At 68.8% G+C, this 26287-nt stretch carries 23 protein-coding genes and 1 pseudogene; 20 read left to right on the forward strand and 4 right to left on the reverse strand.

What is annotated here, in order from left to right; genetic code table 11:
* The first annotated feature begins 39 nt into the window (after positions 1 to 39).
* The 13 genes from tilS (at position 40) to ACX5I6_RS06280 (ending at position 12001) form a co-directional block, all read left to right on the forward strand.
* Positions 40 to 1104 (forward strand): tRNA lysidine(34) synthetase TilS, encoded by a 1065-nt coding sequence (gene tilS, locus ACX5I6_RS06220; protein ID WP_285319066.1) that lies wholly within the window; start codon positions 40 to 42, stop codon positions 1102 to 1104.
* Positions 1105 to 1134: 30 nt separating this feature from the next.
* The gene (hpt, locus tag ACX5I6_RS06225) at positions 1135 to 1686 is read left to right on the forward strand and encodes a hypoxanthine phosphoribosyltransferase (RefSeq protein ID WP_018762659.1); all 552 of its coding nucleotides are present in this window, start codon (positions 1135 to 1137) and stop codon (positions 1684 to 1686) included.
* A 41-nt stretch (positions 1687 to 1727) separates the two neighbouring features.
* Positions 1728 to 2816: a LacI family DNA-binding transcriptional regulator gene (locus tag ACX5I6_RS06230; RefSeq protein WP_109044069.1), complete on the forward strand. Its 1089-nt coding sequence runs from the start codon at positions 1728 to 1730 to the stop codon at positions 2814 to 2816.
* A 172-nt stretch (positions 2817 to 2988) separates the two neighbouring features.
* Complete coding sequence (gene ftsH / locus ACX5I6_RS06235; RefSeq protein WP_018762657.1) at positions 2989 to 5052, forward strand: ATP-dependent zinc metalloprotease FtsH; 2064 nt, start codon at positions 2989 to 2991, stop codon at positions 5050 to 5052.
* A 9-nt stretch (positions 5053 to 5061) separates the two neighbouring features.
* Positions 5062 to 5706 (forward strand): GTP cyclohydrolase I FolE, encoded by a 645-nt coding sequence (folE, locus tag ACX5I6_RS06240; RefSeq protein ID WP_026264829.1) that lies wholly within the window; start codon positions 5062 to 5064, stop codon positions 5704 to 5706.
* A gap of 6 nt (positions 5707 to 5712) precedes the next feature.
* Positions 5713 to 6651, forward strand: a complete 939-nt coding sequence (folP, locus tag ACX5I6_RS06245; protein ID WP_018762655.1) for a dihydropteroate synthase — start codon at positions 5713 to 5715, stop codon at positions 6649 to 6651.
* Positions 6652 to 6665: 14 nt separating this feature from the next.
* Positions 6666 to 7058 carry a dihydroneopterin aldolase gene (gene folB, locus ACX5I6_RS06250; RefSeq protein WP_043424218.1) on the forward strand — a complete coding sequence of 131 codons (393 nt, stop codon included), beginning with the start codon at positions 6666 to 6668 and terminating at the stop codon, positions 7056 to 7058.
* Positions 7055 to 7600, forward strand: a complete 546-nt coding sequence (gene folK / locus ACX5I6_RS06255) for a 2-amino-4-hydroxy-6-hydroxymethyldihydropteridine diphosphokinase (RefSeq protein WP_018762653.1) — start codon at positions 7055 to 7057, stop codon at positions 7598 to 7600. Before folB ends, folK begins: the two co-directional genes overlap by 4 nt.
* Positions 7597 to 8142, forward strand: coding sequence for a DUF3180 domain-containing protein (locus ACX5I6_RS06260; protein WP_018762652.1), 546 nt, complete (start codon positions 7597 to 7599; stop codon positions 8140 to 8142). The genes folK and ACX5I6_RS06260 overlap by 4 nt, the downstream gene beginning before the upstream one ends.
* The gene (locus ACX5I6_RS06265) at positions 8123 to 8635 is read left to right on the forward strand and encodes a PH domain-containing protein (RefSeq protein WP_018762651.1); all 513 of its coding nucleotides are present in this window, start codon (positions 8123 to 8125) and stop codon (positions 8633 to 8635) included. Before ACX5I6_RS06260 ends, ACX5I6_RS06265 begins: the two co-directional genes overlap by 20 nt.
* Entirely contained in the window at positions 8632 to 10188 is a 1557-nt protein-coding gene (locus ACX5I6_RS06270) for a PH domain-containing protein (RefSeq protein WP_461839867.1), read from the forward strand. Before ACX5I6_RS06265 ends, ACX5I6_RS06270 begins: the two co-directional genes overlap by 4 nt.
* Positions 10181 to 11074, forward strand: coding sequence for a Rossmann-like and DUF2520 domain-containing protein (locus tag ACX5I6_RS06275; RefSeq protein WP_109044062.1), 894 nt, complete (start codon positions 10181 to 10183; stop codon positions 11072 to 11074). The genes ACX5I6_RS06270 and ACX5I6_RS06275 overlap by 8 nt, the downstream gene beginning before the upstream one ends.
* On the forward strand, positions 11075 to 12001 hold the full coding sequence (locus ACX5I6_RS06280) for a 4-phosphopantoate--beta-alanine ligase (RefSeq protein WP_461839868.1): 927 nt from the start codon (positions 11075 to 11077) through the stop codon (positions 11999 to 12001).
* Between the two features lie 38 nt (positions 12002 to 12039).
* Here ACX5I6_RS06280 and ACX5I6_RS06285 read toward each other — a convergent pair whose 3' ends face one another.
* Positions 12040 to 12306, reverse strand: a complete 267-nt coding sequence (locus ACX5I6_RS06285) for a hypothetical protein (RefSeq protein ID WP_018762647.1) — start codon at positions 12304 to 12306, stop codon at positions 12040 to 12042.
* A gap of 308 nt (positions 12307 to 12614) precedes the next feature.
* Here ACX5I6_RS06285 and ACX5I6_RS06290 point away from each other — a divergent pair, with 308 nt between their 5' ends.
* Positions 12615 to 13181: a type 1 glutamine amidotransferase domain-containing protein gene (locus ACX5I6_RS06290; RefSeq protein WP_018762646.1), complete on the forward strand. Its 567-nt coding sequence runs from the start codon at positions 12615 to 12617 to the stop codon at positions 13179 to 13181.
* 128 nt (positions 13182 to 13309) lie between these two features.
* The gene (locus ACX5I6_RS06295; protein WP_018762645.1) at positions 13310 to 14809 is read left to right on the forward strand and encodes a DHA2 family efflux MFS transporter permease subunit; all 1500 of its coding nucleotides are present in this window, start codon (positions 13310 to 13312) and stop codon (positions 14807 to 14809) included.
* Positions 14810 to 14825: 16 nt separating this feature from the next.
* On the opposite strand, the gene ACX5I6_RS06300 is transcribed toward ACX5I6_RS06295, so the two are convergent.
* Together ACX5I6_RS06300 and ACX5I6_RS06305 are read right to left on the reverse strand one after the other, a co-directional pair.
* Positions 14826 to 15662 (reverse strand): alpha/beta fold hydrolase, encoded by an 837-nt coding sequence (locus ACX5I6_RS06300; RefSeq protein WP_461839869.1) that lies wholly within the window; start codon positions 15660 to 15662, stop codon positions 14826 to 14828.
* Positions 15663 to 15719: 57 nt separating this feature from the next.
* A complete protein-coding gene (locus ACX5I6_RS06305) occupies positions 15720 to 16391 on the reverse strand; it encodes a TetR/AcrR family transcriptional regulator (protein ID WP_461839870.1) in 672 nt (223 codons plus the stop codon).
* Positions 16392 to 16620: 229 nt separating this feature from the next.
* Between ACX5I6_RS06305 and ACX5I6_RS06310 the strand changes: the two genes are divergently transcribed.
* The 5 genes and pseudogenes from ACX5I6_RS06310 (at position 16621) to atzF (ending at position 25338) form a co-directional block, all read left to right on the forward strand.
* Positions 16621 to 18126, forward strand: a complete 1506-nt coding sequence (locus ACX5I6_RS06310; protein ID WP_018762642.1) for an amino acid permease — start codon at positions 16621 to 16623, stop codon at positions 18124 to 18126.
* A gap of 44 nt (positions 18127 to 18170) precedes the next feature.
* Positions 18171 to 19070 carry an urea amidolyase associated protein UAAP1 gene (locus ACX5I6_RS06315; RefSeq protein ID WP_461839871.1) on the forward strand — a complete coding sequence of 300 codons (900 nt, stop codon included), beginning with the start codon at positions 18171 to 18173 and terminating at the stop codon, positions 19068 to 19070.
* Positions 19067 to 19738 carry an urea amidolyase associated protein UAAP2 gene (locus ACX5I6_RS06320; RefSeq protein WP_018762640.1) on the forward strand — a complete coding sequence of 224 codons (672 nt, stop codon included), beginning with the start codon at positions 19067 to 19069 and terminating at the stop codon, positions 19736 to 19738. Before ACX5I6_RS06315 ends, ACX5I6_RS06320 begins: the two co-directional genes overlap by 4 nt.
* Positions 19735 to 23479, forward strand: a pseudogene (gene uca, locus ACX5I6_RS06325) (urea carboxylase). The gene ACX5I6_RS06320 and the pseudogene uca overlap by 4 nt, the downstream one beginning before the upstream one ends.
* The gene (gene atzF, locus ACX5I6_RS06330; protein WP_461839872.1) at positions 23476 to 25338 is read left to right on the forward strand and encodes an allophanate hydrolase; all 1863 of its coding nucleotides are present in this window, start codon (positions 23476 to 23478) and stop codon (positions 25336 to 25338) included. The pseudogene uca and the gene atzF overlap by 4 nt, the downstream one beginning before the upstream one ends.
* Here the strand turns inward: atzF and ACX5I6_RS06335 are convergent.
* Complete coding sequence (locus tag ACX5I6_RS06335; protein ID WP_461839873.1) at positions 25316 to 26230, reverse strand: alpha/beta fold hydrolase; 915 nt, start codon at positions 26228 to 26230, stop codon at positions 25316 to 25318. The genes atzF and ACX5I6_RS06335 overlap by 23 nt on opposite strands.
* Between the last annotated feature and the right edge of the window lie 57 nt (positions 26231 to 26287).

Raw genomic sequence — 26287 nt, forward strand, 5'->3', positions numbered from 1 at the left:
CCCGGCAGGCTCGCCCCCGTCGTCGGCACTGCTCGCAAAATGCTGCAAAAAGCGCTCGCCGACGCCGGCTATCCCCGCCGTATCACCGTGGCATGCAGCGGCGGGCCCGACTCCCTGGCACTCGCCGCGGTGGCCGCCTACTTCGCCCGGCGCGGCCACGTTGACGGCCACCCGCTGGCCGTGGGCGCCGTGGTGGTGGACCACCAGTTGCAGGCAGGGTCCGCCCAGGTTGCCGCCCGCACCGCTGAAGCCCTGCGGGAGCTGGGCCTCGATCCTGTCGAAATCCGCACCGTCACGGTCTCGGCGGCCGGCATGGGCCCAGAAGCTGCGGCCCGCGAGGCCCGGCACGCCGCGCTGGAGGCTGCAGCGGACCAGCAGGGCGCCGGCGCCATCCTCCTGGGACACACCCTCGACGACCAGGCCGAACAGGTCCTGCTGGGCCTGGCCCGCGGCTCCGGAACGCGGTCCCTCGCCGGCATGCGGCCCGCCCGCGCAGGAACCGGACACAGCGTGCTGCTGCGCCCTTTCCTGGGGCTGCGCCGGGCAGATACGGAGGAGATCTGCGCCGTCGAGGAGCTGGAACCCTGGCACGACCCCACCAACACCGACCCTGCCTTCGCCCGCTCGCGCACCAGGGTGGAAGTGCTCCCGCACCTTGAGCAAAAGCTGGGTCCGGGAGTGGCCGAGTCCCTGGCCCGCACCGCCGCGATCCTGCAGCTGGACGCGGACTACCTGGAGGATGTGGCGGAAAGCACCTATGCCTCCCTCGTGGAGCGGGACGGCACGGACCTCAGCCTGCCGGAGGAGGCGCTGGGGGCTTTGGCCCCAGCCATCAGGTTCCGCGTGATTGCCAAGGCAGCGGCCGACGCCGGCGGCCAGCAGCCCGGCTACCAGCGCCTTTTGGCGGCGGAAGCGCTGCTTCGGCGGCAGGGTTCCGCAGGCCCGGTGGAGCTTCCGGGCGGCGTGAGCGTGTACCGGTTGTCGCTGGCGCAACTGGAACGGCCTGCCGGTGCCGGCAGCCCGGGAGGCGCCGCTTCCGTTCCCCGTGAACGGGCGCGCTGTGGGAAGCTAGTATTCCGGCCTCAAAAACCGCCCGAAAAATAGTCGCACCCCGCATCTAAACAGGAGCCATTGGTGGATTCAAACGACGTCCAGGCAGACCTCAAGCACGTTCTCTACACCAAGGAACAGATCCAGCAGCGGATCACCGAACTCGCCGCGCAGATCGACAAGGACTATGAAGGGCGCGAGATCCTCGTTGTCGGTGTCCTCAAGGGGGCCGTGATGGTCATGGCGGACCTGGCCCGGGCCCTGCACAGCCACGTGTCCATGGACTGGATGGCGGTGTCTTCCTACGGCTCCGGGACGCAGTCCTCCGGCGTGGTGCGGATCCTGAAGGACCTGGACACCGACCTGATGGGCAAGGACGTGCTGATCGTCGAGGACATCATCGATTCCGGCCTCACCTTGTCCTGGCTGAAGACCAACCTGGAATCCCGCGGCACCGCCTCGGTGGAGATCTGCACAGCCTTCCGCAAGCCCACCGCCGCCAAGGTGGAGATCGACGTCAAGTACGTTGGCTACGACATCCCCAACGAATTCGTGGTGGGCTACGGCCTGGACTACGCCGAAAAGTACCGCAACCTGGACTTCGTGGGCACCCTCGCCCCGCACGTCTACGAATAAGCTGCCCGCGACAGCAGCCCCTGCTGCCCGGGGCCACCACCGTGGGTAGCAGGAACGTTGGCATCAGGGACGTGGCCCGGGCGGCAGGGGTGTCCGCCACCACCGTCTCCCATGTCCTCAATGACGCGCCATACGCCCGCGTCAGCCCCGAAACCCGCGAAAAAGTGAAGTCGACGGCGGCCCGGCTGGGGTACGGGCCCAACCGGCTGGCCCGGGCCCTCCGCAGCCGCAAGTCAGGCGTGCTGGGCCTGGTCAGCGAGGACGTGGCCACCACGCCGCATGCCGGCCGCATCATCCTCGGCGCCGACGAAGCGGCCCGCGCCCGGGGCTACACCCTGATGATCATCAACACGGCGGGCTCGGCGGACCACGGCTCCCGTGAAGCCGACGTGGAGTCCCTGCTGGAGCGGCAGGTGGACGGCATCCTCTACGCCACCATGTACCACCGGTACCTGCACGCGCCTGCCAACCTCGGCAAGGTCCCTTCGGTTCTGGTGGATGCCGTCACAGCGGATGACAGTTTTCCGGCAGTGGTCCCGGACGAGTACGGCGGTGCGGCCGCCGCGGTGGAAGCCCTCCTTGCCGCGGGCCATACCCGGATCGGGTTCATCAACAACACCGAGGACGTTCCCTCCACCGTCCGGCGGCTGCAGGGTTTCCGGGACACGCTGACCCGCGCGGGCCTGGACGGTTCCTCCGCCCCCGTCGAGCCGGCGTCGTCCGATGCTGCCGGGGGATACGCTGCCGCCCGCAGGATGCTGGGAAGCGGCCACCCGCCGTCGGGCCTCTTCTGCTACAACGACCGCATGGCCATGGGCGCCTACCGCGCGGCCGCGGAACTGGGCCTCTCCATCCCGGGCGACCTGTCCGTCGTCGGCTTCGATGACCAGGAACTGATTGCCGCCAGCCTCCACCCCGGCCTGAGCACCGTGGCCCTGCCGCACTACGAAATGGGTGCGTGGGCGGCGGACCGGCTGATCGACGCCATCGAAGCCGACGCCATCGAAGCCGAATCCGGCGAAGCCCCCAGAAGCGGCGCCGGCGCCCGCGGCGGAACATCCGGCCCGGTGCTCCTCGGCTGCCCGCTGGTAACCCGCGGGTCCGTCGCAGCGCCGCCGGAACAGCCCTGACCGGGGCATTCCCTGACTTCCGGGCCCGCTACGCCCACAGGGAACTTTTGCTTTTCGCTATGCGTGATGTACTCCGGACGGTGTATAGCTAGAAGCTGACGCAGCACCATCACGCGCGCAGACTACTCGCCGTGAAGCACTACCGGAAGGGACGGGGCGAGCCCCCGAACAGATGAAAGCTAAGAACTTCTTCAAAGGCCCGGGCATCTGGATCGTCGTTGTGGTCGGTCTGCTCCTGGTGGCTTTTGCAACGCTCGCCCCCGGCGGTGCAGCCCGGATCGACACGGACAAGGGCCTGGAGCTGCTCTCCAGCAACAAGGTGGAGCAGGCCAAGATCTTCGACGGCGAAAACCGCGTTGACCTCACGCTGAAGGACAACCTGCAGGTGAACGGGCAGGACAAAGGCAAGAGCGTGCAGTTCTTCTTCGTGGACGCCCGCGCGCAGGATGTGGTGAAGGCTGTCACCGACGCCAAGCCCGCCCAAGGCTTCACAGACCAGCCCATCGAGAGCAACTGGTTCTCCGGCCTGCTCTCGCTCCTGATCCCCGTGATCCTCCTGGGCGCCCTGTTCTGGTTCCTGATGACCCGGATGCAGGGCGGCGGCTCCAAGATCATGCAGTTCGGCAAGTCCAAGGCCAAGATGGTCAGCAAGGACATGCCGCAGGTGACCTTCGCCGATGTCGCAGGTTCCGACGAGGCAGTGGAGGAACTGCAGGAAATCAAGGAATTCCTGCAGGAGCCCGCAAAGTTCCAGGCCGTCGGCGCCAAGATCCCCAAGGGCGTGTTGCTCTACGGCCCGCCAGGCACCGGTAAGACTCTGCTGGCCCGCGCAGTGGCCGGTGAGGCAGGCGTCCCCTTCTTCTCCATCTCGGGCTCGGACTTCGTGGAAATGTTCGTCGGCGTCGGTGCCTCCCGCGTCCGCGACCTCTTTGAACAGGCCAAGGCCAACTCGCCCGCCATCATCTTCGTGGACGAGATCGACGCCGTGGGCCGGCACCGCGGCGCCGGCATTGGCGGCGGCAACGACGAACGCGAGCAGACCCTCAACCAGCTGCTGGTGGAGATGGACGGCTTCGACGTCAAGACCAACGTCATCCTGATCGCCGCCACCAACCGGCCCGACGTCCTGGACCCGGCACTGCTGCGTCCGGGCCGCTTCGACCGCCAGATCGGTGTGGAGGCCCCCGACCTGATCGGCCGCGACCAGATCCTCAAGGTCCACGCCAAGGGCAAGCCGATGGCTCCGGGCGTCGACCTCAAGGCCGTCGCCAAGAAGACGCCGGGTTACACCGGTGCGGACCTGGCGAACGTCCTCAACGAGGCCGCCCTGCTTACCGCCCGCTCCAACGCGAACCTGATTGATGACCGCGCCCTGGACGAGGCCATCGACCGCGTCATGGCCGGCCCGCAGAAGCGCAGCCGCGTCATGAAGGAACACGAGCGGAAGATCACCGCCTACCACGAGGGCGGGCACGCCCTGGTTGCCGCGGCCCTGCGGAACTCTGCGCCGGTCACCAAGATCACCATCCTCCCGCGCGGCCGGGCCCTGGGTTACACCATGGTGGTGCCGGACAACGACAAGTACTCCGTGACCCGCAACGAACTCCTGGACCAGATGGCGTACGCCATGGGCGGGCGCGTCGCCGAGGAGATCGTGTTCCACGATCCGTCCACCGGCGCCTCCAACGACATCGAAAAGGCCACCGGCACCGCCCGGAAGATGGTCACCGAATACGGCATGAGCGAACGCGTCGGCGCGGTCCGGCTGGGCCAGGGCGGCGGCGAGCCGTTCCTGGGCCGCGACGCCGGGCACGAGCGCAACTACTCGGACCAGATCGCGTACGTCGTGGATGAGGAAGTGCGCCGCCTGATTGAGCAGGCCCATGACGAAGCGTACGAAATCCTCACCGAAAACCGGGACATCCTGGACATCCTGGCCCTGGAACTGCTGGAGCGGGAAACCCTGAACCAGGCCGAGATCGCCGACATCTTCCGTGACGTCCGCAAGCGTGACTTCCGCGAGGTGTGGCTGTCCAAGGAAACCCGCCCCGTGCAGATGGCGGGTCCGGTGGAGAGCCGCCTGGAGCGGGCAGAACGCGAGGCCCAGGAGGAAGCGAAGAAGGCCCGGATGGACGAGCCGCTGGACGCCCAGCCGCCGCATTCCCAAGGTGTTGCGGAGGATGCGCCGTTTCATGGCGGCACCCCCGAATCGGGGCCCGGCACCCTTCGCGGCTAAGCTTTCCCTGTGACTTCCTTCGACGACGACGACGTTTCCGCCTCCGCCGATCACCTGGCGGAAGGCGGTCACCGGTCCTCAAAACATGAAAGAGTGGACCGGCCCCGGATCGAGGCGGCCGTCCGCGAGATCCTCCTCGCCATCGGCGAGGACCCGGACCGCGGCGGGCTCGTAGATACCCCCAAACGGGTTGCGAAGGCGTACGCCGAGGTGTTCGCCGGGCTGCACCACGACCCCGCCGAGGTCCTGTCCACCACCTTTGACCTGGACCACGAGGAACTCGTCCTGGTCAAGGACATTCCGTTCTATTCCACCTGCGAGCACCACCTGGTGCCATTCCACGGGGTGGCGCACGTTGGCTACATCCCGTCGCATGACGGCAAGGTCACCGGGTTGAGCAAGCTGGCCCGGCTGGTGGACATCTACGCCCGCCGCCCGCAGGTCCAGGAGCGGCTGACCACGGAGATCGTCGAAGCGATGGTCCGCTACCTCAAGCCCCGCGGGGCGATCGTCGTTGTCGAATGCGAGCACATGTGCATGTCGATGCGCGGCATCCGCAAGCCCGGAGCGAAGACCGTCACCAGTGCGGTCCGCGGGCAGCTGCATGACCCGGCCACCCGTGCCGAGGCCATGAGCCTCATCCTCGGAAGGTAACAAACCATGGATTCACTAGCCGCAGCCCCCGGAACGGGGCCCGCGACCTCGCCGCTGCCCATCCTCCGCAAGCCCCGCCCGGCGGCCCGCTTCGAGGACCTCCCCACCGGCCGCACACTGGTCATGGGGATCCTGAACGTCACCCCGGATTCCTTCAGCGACGGCGGAAAGCACCCCACCGCGGACACCGCCATCGCTGCCGGCCTGCGGATGTTGTACGCAGGGGCGGACATCATCGACGTCGGCGGGGAGTCCACCCGCCCCGGTGCCGAGGACGTCACGCCGGAAGAAGAGCAGCGGCGCGTCCTGCCGGTCATCGAAGCACTCGTGAAGGCCGGTGCGCTGGTCAGCATCGACACCACCCACGCCGCCACTGCGGCCGCCGCCCTGAAGGCCGGCGCCGCCATCATCAATGACGTCTCCGGGCTGACCATCGAACCGGAGATGGCGGAGCTCGTGGCAGCATCCAAGGTCCCCTACGTCCTCACGCACCGCCGCGGGGACGCCCGGACCATGAATTCACTCGCTGAGTACACGGACGTGGCAGGCGAGGTCGTGGCCGAGCTGGCGGGGGTGCGGGACAAGCTCTACGCCGCAGGAGTCAGCCACGAGCAGATCATCGTGGACCCCGGCCTGGGGTTCGCCAAGAACGACGCCCACAACTGGGAGCTGCTGCAGAACCTGGACCAGCTGGACAGCCTGGGCCACCGGGTCCTGGTGGCGGCCTCCCGCAAGAGGTTCCTGGGCACGCTGCTCACCGTGGCCGGCAAGTCCGCCGCTCCGGAGGAACGGGACGGTGCCACGGCGGCAATCACCGCCATCAGCGCCTCGCGCGGCGCATGGGCAGTCCGCGTGCACGACGTCGGGCCAAGCCTTGACGCCGTCAAGGTCGCTGCCCGCATGGCAGCGGTACCCACGCCACAAGCCGTACCCAAGACGCACTAGGGCCGGGGGACCCCATGGACAGGATTACGCTGACGGGCGTGACCGCCGTCGGTCATCACGGCGTGTTTGATTTTGAGCGCCGCGAGGGCCAGCCTTTCGTGGTGGACGCGGTGCTCTATCTTGACTTCGCCGCAGCAGCGGAGTCAGACGACGTCCGGGACACCGCGCACTACGGCGAGGTGGCGCAGCGTATTACCGACTGGATCGCCGGGGAACCCCTGAACCTCATCGAGGCGTTGGCCGTGCGGATTGCCGAGAGCCTGCTTGACGAATTCCCGCTCCAGGCGGTGGACATCACCGTCCACAAACCCCAGGCTCCCATCGCAGTGCCTTTTGGCGACGTCGCCGTGACCGTCCACCGGAGCCGTGTCCCGGCCGACAGCGGCCTGTCCGGGGAGCCGGCATGAACCGCGCCTACACCAAGGCCGTGCTGGCCTTGGGCAGCAACCTTGGCGAGCGGAATGAAACCCTGACCGAAGCCGTGGCCGACCTCGTGGATCCGCCGGAAGTCAGGCTCCTGGCTGTCTCCCCGATCGTCCAGACCAAAGCCGTGGGCGGCCCGTCCGGCCAGCCGGACTTCCTGAACATGGTGATTACCGTGGAGACCAGCCTGGGTGCGCAGGAACTGCTGGAGCACTGCCAGGCGGTGGAGAACAAGCACCTCCGCGTCCGCGAGGTCCGCTGGGGGCCGCGGACGCTCGACGTCGACATCATCACCTATGGCGACCTGCACAGTGACGATCCGGCGCTGACGCTCCCGCATCCCCGTGCTGCCACCCGGGCCTTCGTCCTGTACCCGTGGTCGCTGATCGAACCCGCCGCCATGCTGGGCGGGGAACGGATCAGCGCCCTGGCGGTCCGTGCCCCGGACTTCGGCGACCTTGCGCCGTTCGACGGTTTCGGGGACTTCGACGGGATGCCGACGGCAGGAGCGGTGGAGCCGCGATGAAACCCATCAACCCGCTGCGCCTGATGCTGATCGGCGTCATCCTTGCCGTCGCGGGCTGGTCGGCGACCGTGGTCACCAGCCGCTACAGCATTGCCACACCAGTCCTTCCCGCCACCGCGCTGGCCACCATGGGCGTCATCGTCATCATCACGCTGATCCTGGGCATCCGCGTCGTGCGGTGGCGCAACAGCCTCAAGCCCGGCAGCAAGGCAAAGAAGACCCAACTTGATCCGCTCCTGGCCGCAAGGACACTGATCCTCGCCCAGGCGTGCGCCTACGCCGGAACGGTCCTGCTGGGCTGGCACGCGGGCATCGTCCTGGACCAGTTGCGGATCTGGAGCCTGCGGAGCGACCAGGGCATCACCTGGCTTGCCTTGGCCATGGCCGGCGGCGGCCTGGTGATGATCGTGGTGGGGCTCGTGGTGGAACGGTTCTGCCGGATCCCTCCGGAGGACGGCGACACCACCAGCACCGATGGCAAGGGCCGCCCTGCCCGCGGCGAGGCTGCCGGGGAAGGCGAATATGCGTACCGAGGCGATTGACCCGCCCGGTATTTCCTGGCAGCGGGTGTCGCCACGGTACGTCACGGTCCGGCTGGCGGAGTGGGCCCTCGGCAACCTGGTTGCGGTGCTGGTCCTGTCCGCTCCGCTGGTGTTTGTCATCCTGGGCTGGTGGTCCTGGCCGCCTGTGTGGCTTGCCGTGACCGTCCCGGCCGCCATGCTGGTGCTGGCCTTGTGGCGGCTGGTGCTCATTCCGCGGCAGGTCCGGGCCATCGGTTACGCCGAGCGGGACGAGGACCTGCTGGTCAGGGGCGGCATCTTCTTCCAGCGCACCATGGCCGTGCCGTACGGGCGCATGCAGTACGTGGATATCGCCGTGGGGCCGGTGGAGCGGGCCCTGGGCCTGTGCACGCTGAAGCTCCATACCGCCTCGCCCGGAACCCATGCACGCATTCCCGGCCTGCCGGTGGCTGAGGGCGCCCGGCTCAGGGAAGAGCTGACGGCACGCGGCGAAGCCAGGCTGGCCGGGCTGTGACCGCTGACGGCCAGCTGCCGGCGGTGCCGCCCGCAGCGGCCGGCCGGGACACCGCAGCCGAGTCCGACGACGGCTGGCAGCGGGTGCACCCCGCGTCACCGTTTGTGAGGGGCTGGTTTGCCCTGGCCGCCATTGCGTTCTTCTTTGGGCGGGACATTTTTGAACGGGCCCTGCAGGGCCAGCCCGTTTTCGAGGAAGGCCTGGGGCGGCGCGCTCCGTGGCTCCTGGGCGGTGGCGCGGCCGTGCTGGTGGTGGCGGTGCTGGGGTTCGTACTGACCTGGTACTTCACCAAATACCAGGTGTCCGGCGGCTACGTCCGGGTCACCAGCGGCTTGCTGTTCCGCCAGCACCGGCAGGCGCGGCTGGACCGGGTGCAGGCCATCGACATCGTGCAGCCGCTGCTGGCCCGCATCTTCGGCCTGGCCGAACTCAAATTCGAGGTGGCCGACGCAGGGGAGTCCGCGGTGCGGCTCGCCTACCTCAAAATCGACGATGCGCGCCAACTGCGCGCCACCATCCTGGCCCGCGCGTCCGGTGCCGCAGCCGTCGCCGTGCCCGGGGCCGGCACTTCCGGGGCGGGACAGCCGGCCCGGGCCGCCGAGGCGCCGGAATTCCCGGTACTTGCCGTCCCGCCGTCGCGCCTTCTCGGTTCGCTGCTGCTGAGTGAGCAGAGCTTTTTCGTGGTGGTGGGCGGCGCCGCCTCCGTGGTGCTGTCCGCGGTGACGGACAACCGCGCCTTCTACTTCTACCTGGTGCCGGCGGTGCTGGGCCTGGCGGCCGGCTACTGGAATTTCTTCAACAGGGGCTACAACTTCACGGCGGCAGTCTCGCCGGACGGCATCCGGCTGAGGTACGGGCTGCTGGACACCCAGGCGCAGACCCTTCCGCCCGGCCGGATCCAGGCGGTAAAAGTGGCCCAGTCCCCGCTGTGGCGCCCGTTCGGCTGGTACCGGATGCAGGTGAACGTGGCCGGTTACGGGCAGTCCGGCAACGCCGTCGAGGGCAATACCCGGACCATCCTCCTGCCGGTGGGTAAACTTCCCGATGTCCTGGCCATGCTCTCGCTGGTGCTGCCGGACCCCGGTACTGACCAGCCTGCGGCCGTCTTTGCAGCCGGCTTGAACGGCAGGGATTCCGACGGCGGGTTCATCACCACGCCGCGGCGGGCCTGGCTGCTGGCACCCTTTGCGTGGCGCCGCAACGGCTTTGCCGCCACGGACACGGCCCTGTTGATCCGCTCCGGGCGGTGGTGGCGTGAGCTGGTGGTGGTTCCCCATCAGCGGACGCAGTCGCTGGCCCTGCAGCAGGGGCCCGTGGCGCGGCGGTTCCGGGTGGCGGACCTGGTGCTGCACACCACCGCCGGGCCCGTCGCCCCGCGGCTGGCCCAGGCGGGCCTGGATGAGGCCCGGCAGCTCTTCAACGACCAGTCTGCGCGTGCCCGGCTGGCCCGGAAACGGCAAACCACGGAACAGTGGCTCCAGCAGGTTGCCCCGGCCGCGGGACCTATGACCACCAGCACCCCTTACCAACAGGAGGGCCAGCAGCATGGCTAAACCCGGACGCCTCGGCGTCGGAATCATCGGCGCCGGAAAGGTGGGGGCCGTGCTGGGCGCGGCCCTGCGCGCAGCAGAGCACGCCGTCGTCGGGGTCTCGGCGGTCTCGGACGCAAGCCGGGAACGGGCTGAGGCCCTGCTGCCGGGCGTTCCCATCCTGGAGGTGCAGGACATCGTGGAGCGCGCCGAGCTGGTGCTGCTGGCCGTGCCCGACGACGCCCTGCCGGGCCTCGTGGAGGGACTGGCGAAGCTCGGCGCCTGGCAGCCCGGCCAGCTGGTGGCCCACACCTCCGGCCGGTTCGGCGTGGGCGTGCTGCACCCGGTGCGGTCCGCCGGTGCCGTGCCGCTGGCCCTGCATCCGGCCATGACGTTCACGGGCATGAGCCTGGACCTTACCCGGCTCCTGGACTGCACCTTTGGCGTGACCGCAGATGCCGCCATGCTGCCGATCGCCCAGGCCCTGGTGGTGGAGATGGGGGCGGAGCCGGTGGCCATCGCCGAAGCGGACAGGACCCTCTACCACGCCGCCTTGGCCCATGGTTCCAACCACCTGGTCACCCTGGTTGCCCAGGCATCCCAGTTGCTGCGCGAGGTGGGGGTGGAGCTGCCGGAGCGCATGCTCGGCCCGCTCCTGCGGGCAACGCTGGAAAACGCGCTGGCCTCCGGGGAATCCGCACTGACCGGCCCCGTGGCCCGCGGTGACGTGGGAACGGTCCGTGCCCACGCGGAAGCGCTGCGGGAGTTCGACGGCGGCGGGCACGGTGACGTGCTGGAAGCCTACCTGGCGATGGCCCGGGCCACAGCCCTGCGGGCAGAGGGCCGCGGACTGCTCAAACCCGACCAGCTGAAGGGGCTGCGCGAGGCCCTCGACCCGAAGGAAGACTGAATGTCCATTCAACTCGTCACCACCGTCGCAGGCCTGCACGCCGAGAGCGCCAGGCTCCTTGGCGCCAAGAAGGGTCTCTCGCAGGGGCTGGTACCCACCATGGGCGCACTCCATGACGGCCATGCCGCGCTGGCGCGCACCGCCGTCGAGCAGAACGACGTGGTGGTGGCGAGCATCTTCGTCAACCCCCTGCAGTTTGGCGACGTCGGGGACCTGGACCGCTACCCGCGGACGCTTGAGGCGGACCTTGCCCTGCTGGAGGAACAGGGCGTGGACCTGGCCTTCGCGCCATCCGTGGAGGAGGTCTATCCAAACGGGGAACCCCTGGTTCGGATCACCTCCGGCCGCCTTGGCGAAAAGTGGGAGGGTGCGTCGCGTCCGGGCCATTTCGACGGCGCGCTGACCGTGGTGGCGAAGCTGCTGCATTACGGCATGCCCGCTGCCGGTCTTCCGGCCGGGTCCGCGAACCCGGCTTTGCCCGGCGGACTGCCGGCGTACCGGGCGTACTTTGGGCACAAAGACGCCCAGCAGCTGGCCTTGGTGCGGCGGATGGCGGCGGACCTGAACTTCCCGGTGGAGATCGTTGGTGTGCCCACGGTGAGGTCTGCGGACGGGCTGGCGTTGTCCAGCCGCAACCGCTTCCTGTCCGCGGACGAGCGGGAAGCCGCGTTGGTCCTGTCCCGGGCACTGCGGCTGCTGGAACAGCGCGCAAATGCCCACGAACCGCTGGACCTGGAATCGGCGCTGGCCCTGGTGGAGTCCCAGCCGCTGGTGGAACTGGACTACTTCGACGTGGTGGACCCCGGCACGCTTGAGCCGTTGGCGGAAAACTGCAGGGAGACCCCGTTCCGCGGCGACGCCCTGGCCCTCATCGCGGCCAAGGTGGGCCCGGTCCGCCTGATCGACAACATGCCGTTGAGTTCCTGAGCGCCGGCGGCTTGCAGCCCGGCGTCACATGGCCCGGGCTACCAGCCCGGCCTGTCCGGGCTGTTCATGAGCTGTTCGAGGAGCGCGCGCTCCGGGCGCCCGGGATTCCTGGCCACGCACCCGCGGAGCCGGTCCCGCACCCACTCTTCCCGCGGATCCTTGCTGCAGAGCACCTCATCGATAATCTCCTGCGCCTGCCACCGGAGCGATTCGATGGCGAACTGCCGGACGTCCTCGGGAGTGTCGCCGGACATCCACGGGTCCGGGTCCGAGGGGACGCCTTGGAACATTCGCTCTACTGTCATCGGGGCCTCCTTGCACCAATCCGAAGTGGCCCGTGGGGTGGCCGCTGCGGCTACGAGAGCACTGCGCGTAGGTGAAACCTTACTGCCGGAAACCGGGTCCTGTCTGTACCCCGATCCCGCATACAGCCGCACCGCCAGAGTCGAAGGTCCCGGGAAGGAACCGCCACCACGGCGTCACGTGGATTCCAATATAGTCAGCTTGCTTATCACTTTCACCTTTCCTAGGGTGGAAGTTGTCAGGAATTCAACTCTGGAAGCGGATCCGGGCACCGCAGTGGTGCATGGTCCGCCTCAGGCAAGGAGGAGCTATGTCGGAGCACAACATCGCAGGCAAGAAGGTCGCATTCCTGCTGACTGACGGCGTGGAGCAGGTGGAGCTCACCAGTCCCTGGCAGGCCGTGAAGGACGCCGGCGGCGAGCCCACCCTTTTGGCGCCCAAGAGCGGCAAGCTGCAGGGCTACAACGGCACGGACAAGGGCGATACCTTCGACGTCGACCTCACGGTGGCGGAGGCAAATCCCTCCGATTATGACGCGCTGGTCCTTCCCGGCGGGGTTGTCAACGCGGACCACCTGCGGGTGGACAAGGACGCCCGGGCCTTCACGCGCAGCTTCTTTGAACAGCACAAGCCGGTGGCGTCCATCTGCCACGGGCCGTGGCTGCTGATTGATGCAGGAGTCATCAAGGGCCGGAACGTCACGTCCTACTTCACCCTTGAGACGGACCTGAAGAACGCCGGCGCCAACTGGTCGGACCAGGAAGTTGTGGTGGACCAAGGCCTGGTGACCAGCCGCAACCCGGATGACCTCCCGGCATTCAACAGCAAGCTGGTGGAGGAGATCTCGGAAGGCCGGCACGCGGGCCAGACAGCCTAAAGCCCCAACTGTTCCCTCAGGGTTTAGGGGAAATTCCCGTGCCGGGGAATTACTCCAGCGGGTAGAGTGTTGGCATCTGCAGCGGCGCCGACCGCCCATCACTTTCAAGAACCCCTGAGGGAACACCCATGTCTACCGAAGTCTCTCCCAACGCCGGCGGCCAGTCCGTTCCCGCCGCAGGAACCGTCGCGGAACCCCGCACGGGCACCGGGCCCGCTGCGCCGGAGAAGATGTCCCGGGAGTCAGTGACCATCATCAGCACGCTGCTGGTGGCGACGTTCGTGGTGATCCTCAACGAGACCATCATGAACGTCGCCCTGCAGCGGCTCATGGTGGACCTCCGCGTGGACGCACCCACGGTCCAGTGGCTCTCCACCGGGTTCATGCTCACCATGGCCGTGGTCATCCCCACCACCGGTTTCATCCTGCAAAGCCTGTCCACCCGGGCCGTTTTCATGCTGGCCATGGGATTGTTTGCCGGCGGCACCGCACTTGCCGCCGTGGCCCCCGGATTCGAAGTCCTCCTGCTGGCACGCATCGTCCAGGCAGGCGGCACGGCCATCATGCTCCCGCTGCTGATGACCACCATCCTCACCCTGGTCCCGCTGGCCAGACGCGGCGCGGTCATGGGCAACGTCAGCATCGCCATCTCGGTCGCCCCGGCCATGGGCCCCACTGTTTCCGGGCTGATCCTCGAACACTTCACCTGGCGCTTCATGTTCGTGTTCGTGTTGCCGGTGGCCCTGGCGGCCCTGGCCATCGGCGCAAAATTCCTCACCAACGTGGGTGAGGCGGAGAAGACCAAGCTGGACTTCTCCTCCGTGCTCCTCACGGTCCCCGCGTTCGGCGGCCTTGTGTACGGACTCAGCCAAATCGGCGGCGGCCACGGCGGCCAGTCCGGTCCCGGCGCCGCAGCCATCGCCGCCCTGGTCATCGGCGTGGCCGCCCTCGCGGTTTTCATCCTCCGCCAGGTCCGCCTGCAGAAGGCCGCTGCGCCGCTGCTGGACCTGCGTGCGTTCAAATTCCGGATGTTCACCGTCTCGGTCCTGCTGATGGTGGTGGCCATGATGGCACTGTTCGGCGGGGTCATCCTGCTGCCGCTCTACCTGCAGGAAGTCCGGGGCCTGGGCTCGCTGGAAACCGGACTCGCGCTGCTCCCCGGCGGCCTGGCCATGGGGCTGCTCGGCCCGGTGATCGGCCGCGCGTTCGACAGGGTGGGCCCGTTGCCGCTCACCGTGACGGGATCCATCCTGATGGTGGTGACGCTCTGGCAGTTTTCAATGCTCGACGCGGGCACGGCGGTGTGGTGGATCATCACCCTGCACGTCGGGCTGAGTTTCGGCCTGGCCCTGCTGTTCACCCCGGCCTTCACCACCGGCCTGAACCCGCTGCCACCGCACCTCTACTCGCACGGCTCCGCGATCATGAGCACCACCCAGCAGGTGGCCGGTGCCGCCGGGACGGCGCTGCTCGTGTCCATCTTCGCCGTGGTGAGTGCGACGTCGGGGCTTGTCGCCGGGATGAGCGCCGCCTTCCTGACGGCAACCGTCATAGCCCTTGCCGCCGTCGTGCTGTCCGCAATGATGCGCAAGACTGAAGGCGCCGGACCGGGCCACGGCGCCCACTAGCCCAACCGGGCCGGGATCAGCCGGCGAAGAAGTCGCTCAGTTCCTTGATCAGCTTGTCGGGGGCCTTGATGGCGCCGTCGTGGCCGAAGCCGGGCAGGATGGTGTAGCTGGAGCCGGAGAGGACGTCATGGATCTGGCCGCACGCGATGCCGAAGTAGGCCGGGCTCTTTTCGCCCACCACGATCAGCGTCTCCAGGGGGAGCGCCTGGAACGGTTCGGCCGGCATGTCTGCGGCGATGATGGCCTTGATCTCGCGGACACCGGTGCGCATCAGTTCGCGTTGCTGCTTGCCCTCCGTGGTGCCCGCGGTCAGCTTGTTGGCCAGCGTCAGCATGGACAGCGGCATGCGCGAGGAGAACGTGCCGCCGGCCTCGAGGCCGCGCTGGATCACCGCGAGGGCCCGGTCGTCGTCTCCGGCAGCAACGGCGCGTTCGTACTCCACGATCCAGCTGGCCGTGACGCTGCCGTTCACCGAGACGGCGGGGTCGTAGACCGCCAGCCGTTCCACCGGCAGCGTCCGTGCCGCGTGCAGGGCAACCGCTCCACCGAAGCTGTGGCCGAAGACGTCAGTGCTGGCGGTGTGCTTCATGACGATGTCCAGGTCCCGGATGTCCACGTCCAGCGTGTAGTCCTCGGGCTGCGGGGACGATGAGCCGCGGCCGCGGCGGTTGAACGTGTGCACCGGCCGGCCCAGGGCGGCGCTCAGTTTCTGGGCAAATTTGGTGTAGTCCGCAGCCGTCACCATGGAGGGCGGCACCACCACCACGCCCGAACCAGCCGAAGCGAGTTCCGCGCCGGTGGAGAAGAGCTCCACAGTGCCGCCGTCGGGGGTCCTGATGTTCTCTCGCGTCATGTTCCGAGCCTAGCCGAGCAAGCCGGGTGCGGGCATCACTGGCCGGTGCGGCCAGGCTCAGGCGAGCCGCCCGATCAGCTCCCTGCTGGCTGCGCGGATGTCCGGGAGTTCCGCGCCGAGTCCACAAAGGATGAGCCCGGCATCCGCCGCCTGCAGGGCCGATTCTGCGTTTGCCGCACCGTCCGCGCGGAGGTAGATCAGTGATTCGACCAGGCGGAAGGTGAAGTCGCCGCCGTCCGGCCCGGAGGCGGTGGCGGACAGGCCGCTGCCAAGTTCCCCGTAGAGCCGCCGCAGTTCCTGCCGGTCGGCCAGGAACCGGGCAAAACGCGTGCTCCGGACCTCGGGCAGGTGGTAGAGGACGCCGAGGTTCCACCGTGCGCTGCACAGTTGCGTGCCGTCATACAGCGCGACGGCGTGCAGCCGGCTCCCGGCCGGGCTTTCGGTCCCTGCGCTGCCGGCGGGCAGCGCGGCCACGGCCCGGGCAAACTCCAGGCCGCCGGACACCGTTCCCTCGAGCAGGTCCTCAAGGATGTCGTCCTTGGTCTTGAAGTGGTGGTAGAGCGATGACTGCCGGATCCCGACCGCGTCCGCGATGGACCGGGTGGAGGTGCTGGCGAAACCTTGGGTGGTGAACAGTTCCGCCGCGGCATCGAGGATTTCGTCGCGGGCGGTGGCGCCTGGCCGTGATGGCTGTTGGTGGCGGGGGCGTCCCGGTCCGGCGTAAGTCACCGACTCATTCTTGCACCGCAAAGCGGGCTCGAAGGTGCCCTGCGGGAACGGTGAGGGGATGGAAATATCCCCGAAACAAGATGTCTATCCGCCTTTTACAGAGGGGAAACTGTTTGGGGACATCGCGCTGGAAAACTATCAAGTGACCGGTAATCCGCAGCCTTCGGCCGAGCGCTGCACTGCCGGAAGGCTTCGCCCCCGAGATCCCTTTCCAGCCCCGGAGATTCCCATGACATCCACCGTTCTTCCCACCGTCCACCAGGACGATGCAGACCTGACGTCCCTTGGCTACCAGCCCACCCTGCACCGAAAGCTCGGCCGCTACGCTTCCTTTGCCGCCGGTTTCTCCTTCGTCTCCATCCTCACCACCATCTTCCAGCTCTTCGCCTTCGGCTACTCCTTCGCTGGTCCCGCGTTCTTCTGGACCTGGCCGGTAGTGCTGGTGGGCCAGCTGCTCGTGGCCCTCAATTTTGCCGAACTCGCCGCCCGCTACCCGCTCTCCGGAGCTGTTTACCAGTGGGCGCGCCGCGTCGGCGGGGAAGCCGTGGGCTGGTTTGCCGGCTGGTTCATGGCCATCGCGCAGGTGGTCACCGCGGCAGCCGCAGCCATCGCCCTGCAGGTGGTCCTGCCCCAGCTGTGGGACGGATTCCAGGTGGTGGGTGGTGACCCCGCCCTCAACACCGTCACCGGGGCATCCAACGCGGTGATCCTGGGTGCCGTCCTGCTGGTGGCCACCACCATCATCAACTCCCTGGGCGTCAAGCTCATGGCGCACGTGAACTCCGTCGGTGTCACCTGCGAAATCGTCGGCGTCGCAGCCGTGATCCTCGCCCTCATCAGCGCCGCCCAGCGCGGTCCGGACGTGGTGGCGGACACCACCGTCCTTGAGGGCTCGGACCTCGGCGCCGTGGGAGCCTTCCTGGTCTCGGGGCTCATGGCCGCCTACGTCATGGTGGGCTTCAACTCCGCCGGGGAGCTCTCCGAGGAAACCAAGGACCCGCGCCGCACCGCACCGCGGACCATCCTCTCCGCCCTGCTCATCTCCGGCATTGGCGGCGCCCTGATGATCATCACCGCCCTGATGGCCGCCCCCAGCCTCGACGACGGCCGCCTCGCCACCGAAGGCCTGCCCTACGTCCTCACCGCCGTCCTGGGAACCTTCTGGGGAAAGGTCCTGCTGGTTGACGTTGCCATTGCCATCTTCGTCTGCACCCTGGCAATCCAGACCGCCGGTTCCCGGCTCGTATTCTCGATGGCCCGCGACGGCAAGCTCCCGGCGTCGGCCTTGCTCTCCTCCGTCCACCCCACCCGCGGGACGCCCATGTGGCCCTCGATCGTGATCGGCGCGCTGGCAGTTGCCGTGCTGGCCATCAACGTCGGCAACGCCGCCCTCTTCACCACCCTGTGCAGCGTCTGCATCGTAATGGTTTACATCGCCTACCTCCTGGTCACCGTCCCGCAGCTGATCAACCGCCTCCGCGGTGACTGGGCGCGGGTGGGCCAGACCATGCCTGCCGGCCTGTTCTCCCTGGGCCGTTGGGGCCTGCCGGTCAACATCCTCGCCGTCCTCTACGGAGGCCTCATGGTGGTCAACCTCGCCTGGCCCCGGCCCGAGGTGTACGACCCCTCCGGCGACAACGGGCTGCTCCTGTGGTCCGCACCGCTCATGGTCGCCGCCGTCCTGCTCCTGGGCGTCTGGGTCCGGCGCAGGAACCTCGCAGCCACCAAGGCCTGAGGCCTAAATTCCCATCGTTCCCGACAACAACCAGGACCTCGACCATGACACAGACCATCGAAACGGCCGCCACCGGCACCGCCACCGGCACCGCCACCGGCACCGCCACCACGGCCGGCGCCCGCGCCCACGCCAGGGACCAGCACGGCAAGACCGCCGAAACCATGCGCTTCGTCCCGGCAGCCTCCGCGCCAAAGCGCCTCCTGTCCGGGATGCCCGACGACGCGTCCCCCACCTGGGCGGAGTCCCTCGCCTTCGGCCGCTACACCACCATGGCATTGGCCCGAGGCACCCGGATCCGGCTCACGGATACCGCCGGCGACGGCTGCGTCCACGCGCTCCTGTACCGGACCGGTGCAACCCACGAACGACTGAATGTCGCCGACACCGTCAAGGTCCCGTGGCAGGCCTATCCCGCTGCCGGGCACCCGCTGCTGTCCGACGCCGGCCGGCTGATGGCCACCATCGTGGCCGATACCTCCGCCCGGCATGATGCCCTGACGGGCGCCACCACGCTCACCGGCAACACCGCGAAATACGGTGCGGGAACAGTCCACAGCGCATCTCCGGCGGCGCGCGAACTGCTCACGCTGGGCGCCCTGAAGAACGGGATGGGTCCGCGGGACGTCGCTCCGTCGCTGTCCTTCTTCAAGGGCATCACCGTTGACCCGGCCGGCAGCATCACCTTCACCGGCAGCGCAGGCCCCGGTGCCGCCGTCGAACTCCTTCTCCACCTGGACGCCGTCCTGGTCCTGGCCAACACAGCGCACCCGCTGGACCCCCGCCGGGAGTTCATCGGAACCGCCGTGGACATCCTTGCCTGGCACGCGCCGCAGGACCTTCGCGAACTCGAAGCAGGCCGCCTGGTTGGCCCACTGGCCCCGGAACACCTGCAGGCCCTGCTCAATACCGAACACGATCTCACCGCAAGGAACGCCCGATGAACACCGCCATTGAGACCCGCCCGGACGCTGCAGGCACGGCACTGGCCCCCGGCACCCTGATCCTGGACGAATTTGTCGAAGCCCGCGGCCCCTGGTCGGCAGTGGTGGCAGCCGGCGACGTGCTGACCATCGTGGACCTGGAAGGCAACCAGGCCGTTGACTGCCTGCTCTACGCAGCCGGGGACACCACCGTGCGCTACTCGGCGGCAGCCACCATCGCCGCACAGCAGTCCATCGTCCTCACCACCGGTTCGGTCCTGCGCGCCGACACCGGTGCTGCCCTGATGACCGTTGTGGCGGACGAAGTGGGGGTGCACGACACCATTGGCGGCGCCTGCTCGCAGGAATCCAACACCCTCCGCTACGGCCAACACACCCGTGAACAGCACGCCTGCGTGGAGAACTTCCTGATCGAGGGCTCCCGCTGGGGCCTGGGCAAACGGGACCTGGTGTCCAACATCAACTGGTTCATGAATGTCCCGGTGGACCCGGACGGCGCCCTGGGGATCGTGGACGGACTGTCCGCCCCCGGCAAGCGCGTTGCGCTGAAGGCGGAGGTGGACACCCTGGTGCTCGTCTCCAACTGCCCGCAAATCAACAACCCGTGCAATGGCTTCAACCCCACGCCCGTCCGCATGATCGTCACCCGTCCGGAGGCTGCACTGTGACCACCACAAAACTCTTCGACACCCTCCTGATCGCCAACCGCGGCGAAATCGCGTGCCGCATCATCGAATCCGCCAGGAAACTGGGGCTTCGCACCATCGCCGTCTTCTCCGAGGCCGACCGGGGCGCCAAGCACGTCCGGCTCGCCGACGAGGCTGTGCTGCTGGGGCCAGCGCCCGCCAAGGAGTCCTACCTCCGGGTGGAGGCGATCCTGGCCGCGGCAAAGGAAACCGGCGCCGGCGCCATCCACCCGGGTTACGGCTTCCTGTCCGAGGACGCGGCCTTCGCCGAGGCCGTGGAAGCCGCAGGTCTCGTCTTTGTTGGGCCCAAGCCCGAACAGCTGCGGATCTTCGGAACCAAGCACACCGCGCGCGACGCCGCACGGGCGGCCGGGGTACCCATGATCGCCGGTTCCGGCCTGCTTGAGGACGTGGACGCCGCCGTCGCGGCCTCCGCAACCATTGGGTTCCCGCTGATGCTCAAGGCCACCGGCGGTGGCGGCGGGATCGGCATGACGGTCTGCCGCACGGAGGCCGAGCTCGTGGACAGCTTCCCCCGCGTCGCCCGGCTTGCCGGTGCCAGCTTCGGAACGGCAGGGGTCTTCGCCGAACGGTATGTGGAGAACGCCCGCCACGTGGAGGTCCAGGTCTTTGGTGATGGCGAAGGCCGGGTGGTCAGCCTGGGCGACCGGGACTGCTCCCTCCAGCGGCGCCACCAGAAAGTCCTCGAGGAAGCCCCCGCCCCGGACCTGCCCGCCGATCTGCGTGAGGAACTGCACCGCAGCTCCGCGCCCTCTGTGCCTCCCTCAACTACCGCTCCGCCGGCACGGTCGAGTTCGTCTACGACTCCGCCCGCAAGGAAGCCTCCTTCCTGGAAGTCAACGCCCGGCTCCAGGTGGAGCACCCCGTCACCGAGTCCGTCACCGGGGTGGACCTGGTGGAATGGATGCTCCGGCTGGCCCAGGGCGGCGCCGAGGCGCACACGGTGTTGGCGGACGTGCCGGATGCGTTGCCGGTATCCGGGCACGCCGTGGAGGCCCGTGTTTACGCCGAAGACCCGGCGCGCGGCTTCCAGCCCAGTGCCGGAACCGTCACCAACGCCGCCTACCCTGGGCCGGCGGAAGCACGCGTGGATGCCTGGGTGGAAACCGGCACCGACGTCTCCACCAACTACGATCCCCTCCTGGGCAAAATCATCACCTCCGGCGCAAGCCGCACCGAGGCCTTCGACCGCCTCGCCGTTGCGCTGGGCAACACCCGGATCGATGGCATCGAGACCAACCTAGGGTTGCTCCGCGCCGTGAGCGGCATGGACGTGGTCCGCGCCGTCGAGCACTCCACCAGCACCCTGGACAACGTGGGGGACCCTGAGCCGCGGATCACCGTGGAACGTCCCGGGCTGCAGACCAGCGTGCAGGACTGGCCTGGACGCACGGGGCTCTGGCAGATCGGCGTTCCGCCCAGCGGCCCCATGGATGACCTCTCCTTCCGCCTGGGCAACACGGCGCTGGGAAACCCCGAAGGAGCCCCGGGCCTGGAGTTCACCATGACTGGACCCAGCCTGGTGTTCACGCATGCCACCACCGTCTGCGTGACCGGAGCGGAGGCCACAGTGACCGTCGACGGCGTGGAGGTGCCCGCCTGGACCCCCGTGACCGTCCCGGCAGGTGGGACGCTCGACGCCGGCACGGCCACCGGCAAGGGCCTGCGCGGCTACATCCTGTTCCAGGGCGGCCTGGACATTCCCACCTACCTGGGCAGCGCGTCCACCTTTACCCTGGGCCAGTTCGGCGGCCACGCCGGACGGGTGCTGCGCGCCGGCGACGTACTTCGCACGGTCACGGTGGACGGGGTACCGGCCGCAGGGCCGGCCGCAGCGGTGCCCGACGACAGCCGCCCCGTCCTCGTGTCCACCTGGGAGCTGGCAGTGGCCGAAGGGCCGCACGGTGCCCCCGAGTTCTTCCAGCGCGAAGACATCGAGGAACTGTATGCCGCGGAGTACGAGGTGCACTTCAATTCCGCCCGCACCGGCGTCCGGCTGATCGGCCCCAAACCCCGTTGGGCACGGACCGACGGCGGCGAGGCAGGCCTGCACCCCTCCAACATCCACGACACCGCCTACTCGGTGGGCGCCCTGGACTTCACCGGCGATACCCCCATCCTGCTTGGCCCGGACGGGCCCAGCCTGGGCGGGTTCGTCTGCCCCGTCACCGTCGTGACGGCCGAGCGCTGGAAGCTCGGCCAGCTCCGCCCGGGGGACAAGGTCCGGTTCGTGCCCATCAAAGCCGGCCAGGCGCCGTCGGCCACGGACTTGGGACCCGGCCGCCAGCTGGTCCTCCCGGGCGACGCCGGCTGGTCCGGCAGTGCCGCCCTGAAGCTTCCGGCAGGGGCAGCGGCAGCGCCGGGGCCGGTCCGCGGAGATGGCGACGACGGCGTGCTGGGCCGGGTGCCGGAAGGTTCCGGCCGGCCCGCGGTCACGTACCGCCGCTCCGGCGATGACAACCTGCTGGTGGAATACGGCGAGATGGTGCTGGACCTGGGCCTGCGTGCCCGGGTCCACGCCCTGCACCAGCAGATCGAAGCGCTCCGGGTGCCCGGCATCGTTGACCTGACCCCGGGTATCCGGTCGCTGCAGATCAAGGTGGACCCGTCCGCCCTGTCCACCCGCCGGCTGCTGGGCTTGGTCCAGGAGGTCGAGGCAGCCCTGCCGGCGAGCTCGAGCTGGTGGTTCCCAGCCGCACCGTCCGGCTGCCGCTGTCCTGGGACGACCCCGCCACCCGCGAGGCGATCGAACGCTACATGGCAGGCGTCCGGGATGATGCACCGTGGTGCCCGTGGAACATCGAGTTCATCCGCCGGATCAACGGACTGGACTCCGTCAATGACGTCTTCGACACCGTCTTCAACGCCGAATACCTGGTCCTGGGCCTGGGCGACGTGTACCTGGGTGCGCCCGTGGCCACGCCGCTGGACCCGCGGCACCGCCTGGTCACCACCAAGTACAACCCGGCGCGCACCTGGACCCCGGAGAACGCGGTGGGCATCGGCGGCGCCTACATGTGCATTTACGGGATGGAGGGCCCCGGCGGCTACCAGTTCGTGGGCCGCACCACCCAGGTGTGGTCCCGGTACGCCGATTCCGCTCCGTTCGAACCCGGATCGCCCTGGTTGCTCCGCTTCTTCGACCGGATTTCCTGGTACCCCGTCAGCCCGGAGGAACTCCTGGACCTGCGCGCCGACATGGCCGCCGGACGCGGCCGCGGCGTGGAGATCGAGGACGGCACGTTCTCGCTCGCTGAGCACGAACAGTTCCTGGCCGAAAACCGCGTGTCCATCGAGGCGTTCCGGGACAAGCAGGGTGCGGCTTTCGCTGTGGAACGGCAGGCCTGGGCTGACGCCGGCGAGTTCGACCGTGCCGAGGCGCTCGCCGCCGTCGCCGCCCCCGCAGCGGATGACGTGGTGGTTCCGGACGGCGGGTCCCTGGTCTCCGCCCCGTTCGCCGCAAGCGTCTGGAAAGTGGATGTGGCCGAAGGCGACCGCGTGGCCAAGGGGCAGCCCCTGGTGTCACTGGAGGCCATGAAAATGGAAACAGTCCTGGAGGCGCCGTGCGACGGCGTGGTGCTCCGGGTCCTGCCCGCGGCGGGTTCGCAGGTGGTTGCCGGCGAGGCAGTGGTTGTCCTCGGCAGCAGCGACCTCGCGCTGCTCGAGGTTGAGGACCTGGAACTGGAAGGGGCAACGGTATGAACCCGGCACCCACCGGCGCCGCCACGCGGCGCGCCGAAGCAGCACTGGCCGCGGTTAAAGCCGTGGACCGCCCGGAAATCTGGATAACGCTCCGCGGCCGCGAGGACGTCCTGGCCGAAGCGGCAACCATCGACGCCGCCGTTGCCCGGGGTGCCCACCTGCCGCTGGCCGGGCTGGTGCTGGCCGTCAAGAACAACGTTGACGTGGCCGGGATCCCCACCACGGCGGCCTGCCCCGGCTTCGCCTACGTGCCGGAGCAGGATGCCGAAGCCGTGGCGCGGCTCCGCGCCGCCGGTGCCCTGGTCCTCGGCGCAACCAACCTTGACCAGTTCGCCACCGGCCTGGTGGGGACGCGCAGCCCCTACGGCGCCGTCCGGGATTCGCGCCGGCCGGACCGGATCTCCGGCGGGTCCAGCTCCGGGTCCGCCGTGGCCGTGGCGCTGGGACTGGTGGACATCGCCATCGGCACCGACACGGCAGGATCCGGCCGGGTCCCCGCCGGGTTGCAGGGCATTGTGGGCGTCAAGGCAACGCTGAACGTCGTCTCCACGGCAGGGGTGGTGCCCGCCTGCCGGTCCTGGGACGCCGTCACCATTTTCGCCCGGAACCTGGCCACCGCCGAGCTCGCCATGGGCATCATGGCCGGCGGTGCGCGGGCGTGGCCGGCGGACACAAAGCTCGCAGCGCCGTCCCGGCCCCGGGTGGCCTACCCCGCGAGCCTCCCGGCCCTGCCGCCTGGGTGGGCTGCCGAATTCCAGCGGCAGGTTGACCGCCTGCGCTCCAGCGGGGTGGATGCCGAACCGATCGAATTCGACGCGTTCCTGCAGGCAGCACGGCTGCTCTACGACGGAGCACTGGTGGCCGAACGCCACGCTGCAGTGGGGGACTTCCTGACAAAGCACGACGCCGGCACGGACGGCCGTGCAGGCATCGACCCCACCGTGGAAGGCATCATCCGGGCCGCCGGCACGGTGTCCGCCTCCCGGTACGTCGCCGACACCGCCAGGCTGGAGGAATTGAAGGCCACCGCCATGGGCCGCCTCCAGGGCTTCGATGCCCTCCTGGTTCCGACGGCACCGTTCCACCCCACCCTGGCCGAGGTGGCCGCGGATCCGGTGGGCGTGAACTCGTTGATGGGCACCTACACGAATTTCTGCAACCTGTTCGATCTTTGTGCCGTGGCTGTCCCGGCCGGCGAGGTGGACGGCGCCCAGTTCGGCGTCACGGTGGTGGGCCGGGCGTTCGATGACGCCGTGGCGGCGGACATCGCCCGCCGGCTGGAAACCACTCCGGTGCAGCCTGGACTCTTCGCGGCCGGGGCAGCGCCTGGTGCCGCAGGACTGGAGGCAGCCGCAGGAGCCGCCCGGCCGTCGTCGCCCATTCCCTGGCCGGCCGAAGCCGGCGCAACGGCCCTGCCGCTGGTGGTGGTGGGCGCCCACCGCAAGGGCCAGCCGCTGGCCCGGGAGCTTGAGGAACTCGGCGCCTTCTGGGACGGGCCCGTCCGCACCGCTGCGCGCTACCGGATGGTGGCACTGGACACGGTGCCGCCGAAGCCCGGCGTGTACCGGTCCGACGACGGCGCAGAGCTGGCAGGGGAGCGGTGGCTGCTGCCGCCCGCGGCCTTGGGGACGTTCCTGGCCGCCCTTCCTGAGCCAATGCTGCTTGGGTCGGTCCAGCTCCGTGACGGGACGGCCGCCGTCGGGTTCGCCTGTGACGCCGTGGCCGCTGCGGGCGGGGAGGACATCACCGCCTGGGGCGACTGGCTGGCCGACCGGAGTAATGAGCCGAAGCCGCGGACCGTGTGGCGGGACCTGGGGGAGGCTGCCTTGGCGGGCTTCAGCCGCGGGGAACGGGGATAGCTCCGGAGGAATCCGGTCGGGGCGGCCCGCCCGGATTCCCGCCGGTGAAGTACGCGGAGATATCAGCCACGAGCTCTTCGACCGCCGCCGGAATGGAACCGTGGAAGCATTTGGGCGAGAGCTGGTGGGTGCTGCCCGGGACGGCAGCGTGCAGCCGCTCCGCGGTCACCTTGTAATAGTCGGGGCTCTTGCCACCGGCCATGAAATGCGTGCTGGCCGGCAACACGCTGAAGTCGCGGGCGTGGTCCTCTTCGTCGAAGGCCGCGCGCAGCTCACCCACTCCGCTGGGCATCACCTGGCGGAACAACGTGTTCACCTTGGTCCGCGACAGCACGGCCATCAGGCCGGCCAGCACGGGATCCGGGATCCGTGCCATGACGGAGCCGGGACTGGTGGCCTTCTTCATGTATGCCAGGGCGCGGCCAATCCTGCCGTTGTTGACGGCGTCCTCGAAGCCGTCCAGCCAGGCGGTGTCGATGCTGCCATCGATGTTCACCGCGGCGTCGTACACCGCGAGTTTGTCCGGCACGTAGCCGGTGCCGGTGAACTCCTGGACGGCATTGAGGGCCACCGCCCCGCCCAGGCTGTGGCCCAGGATGTTCCGGGCACCGGTGGCATCCATCACGGTCCGGACATCCGAGATTTCGGTGGCCATGGAGTAGCCCGGCGGCTGCTCTGAGGAGTTGCCCCGGCCGCGCCGGTCGTACACGTCCACCGCCCAGCCCTCGCCCAACCCCTTCGCCAGTTCCACCGAGAAGGGCCGGTAGATCGAGGCGGTGAGGAACGCGCCGCCGATCAGCACGACGCGCCGTTCTCCCGGCGCATCCTCGGTGCCGTAGCTGTATACAGCCAGCCTGCCGCCGTCGTGCGTTGGGAGTACCCGTTCTTTCACCCGCCCATCCTAGGGGGCAAGCCTGCGGGCCAGCTGAAAGTCCGGGTGGCCAAATCC

Source organism: Arthrobacter sp. MMS24-T111, assembly GCF_054888995.1.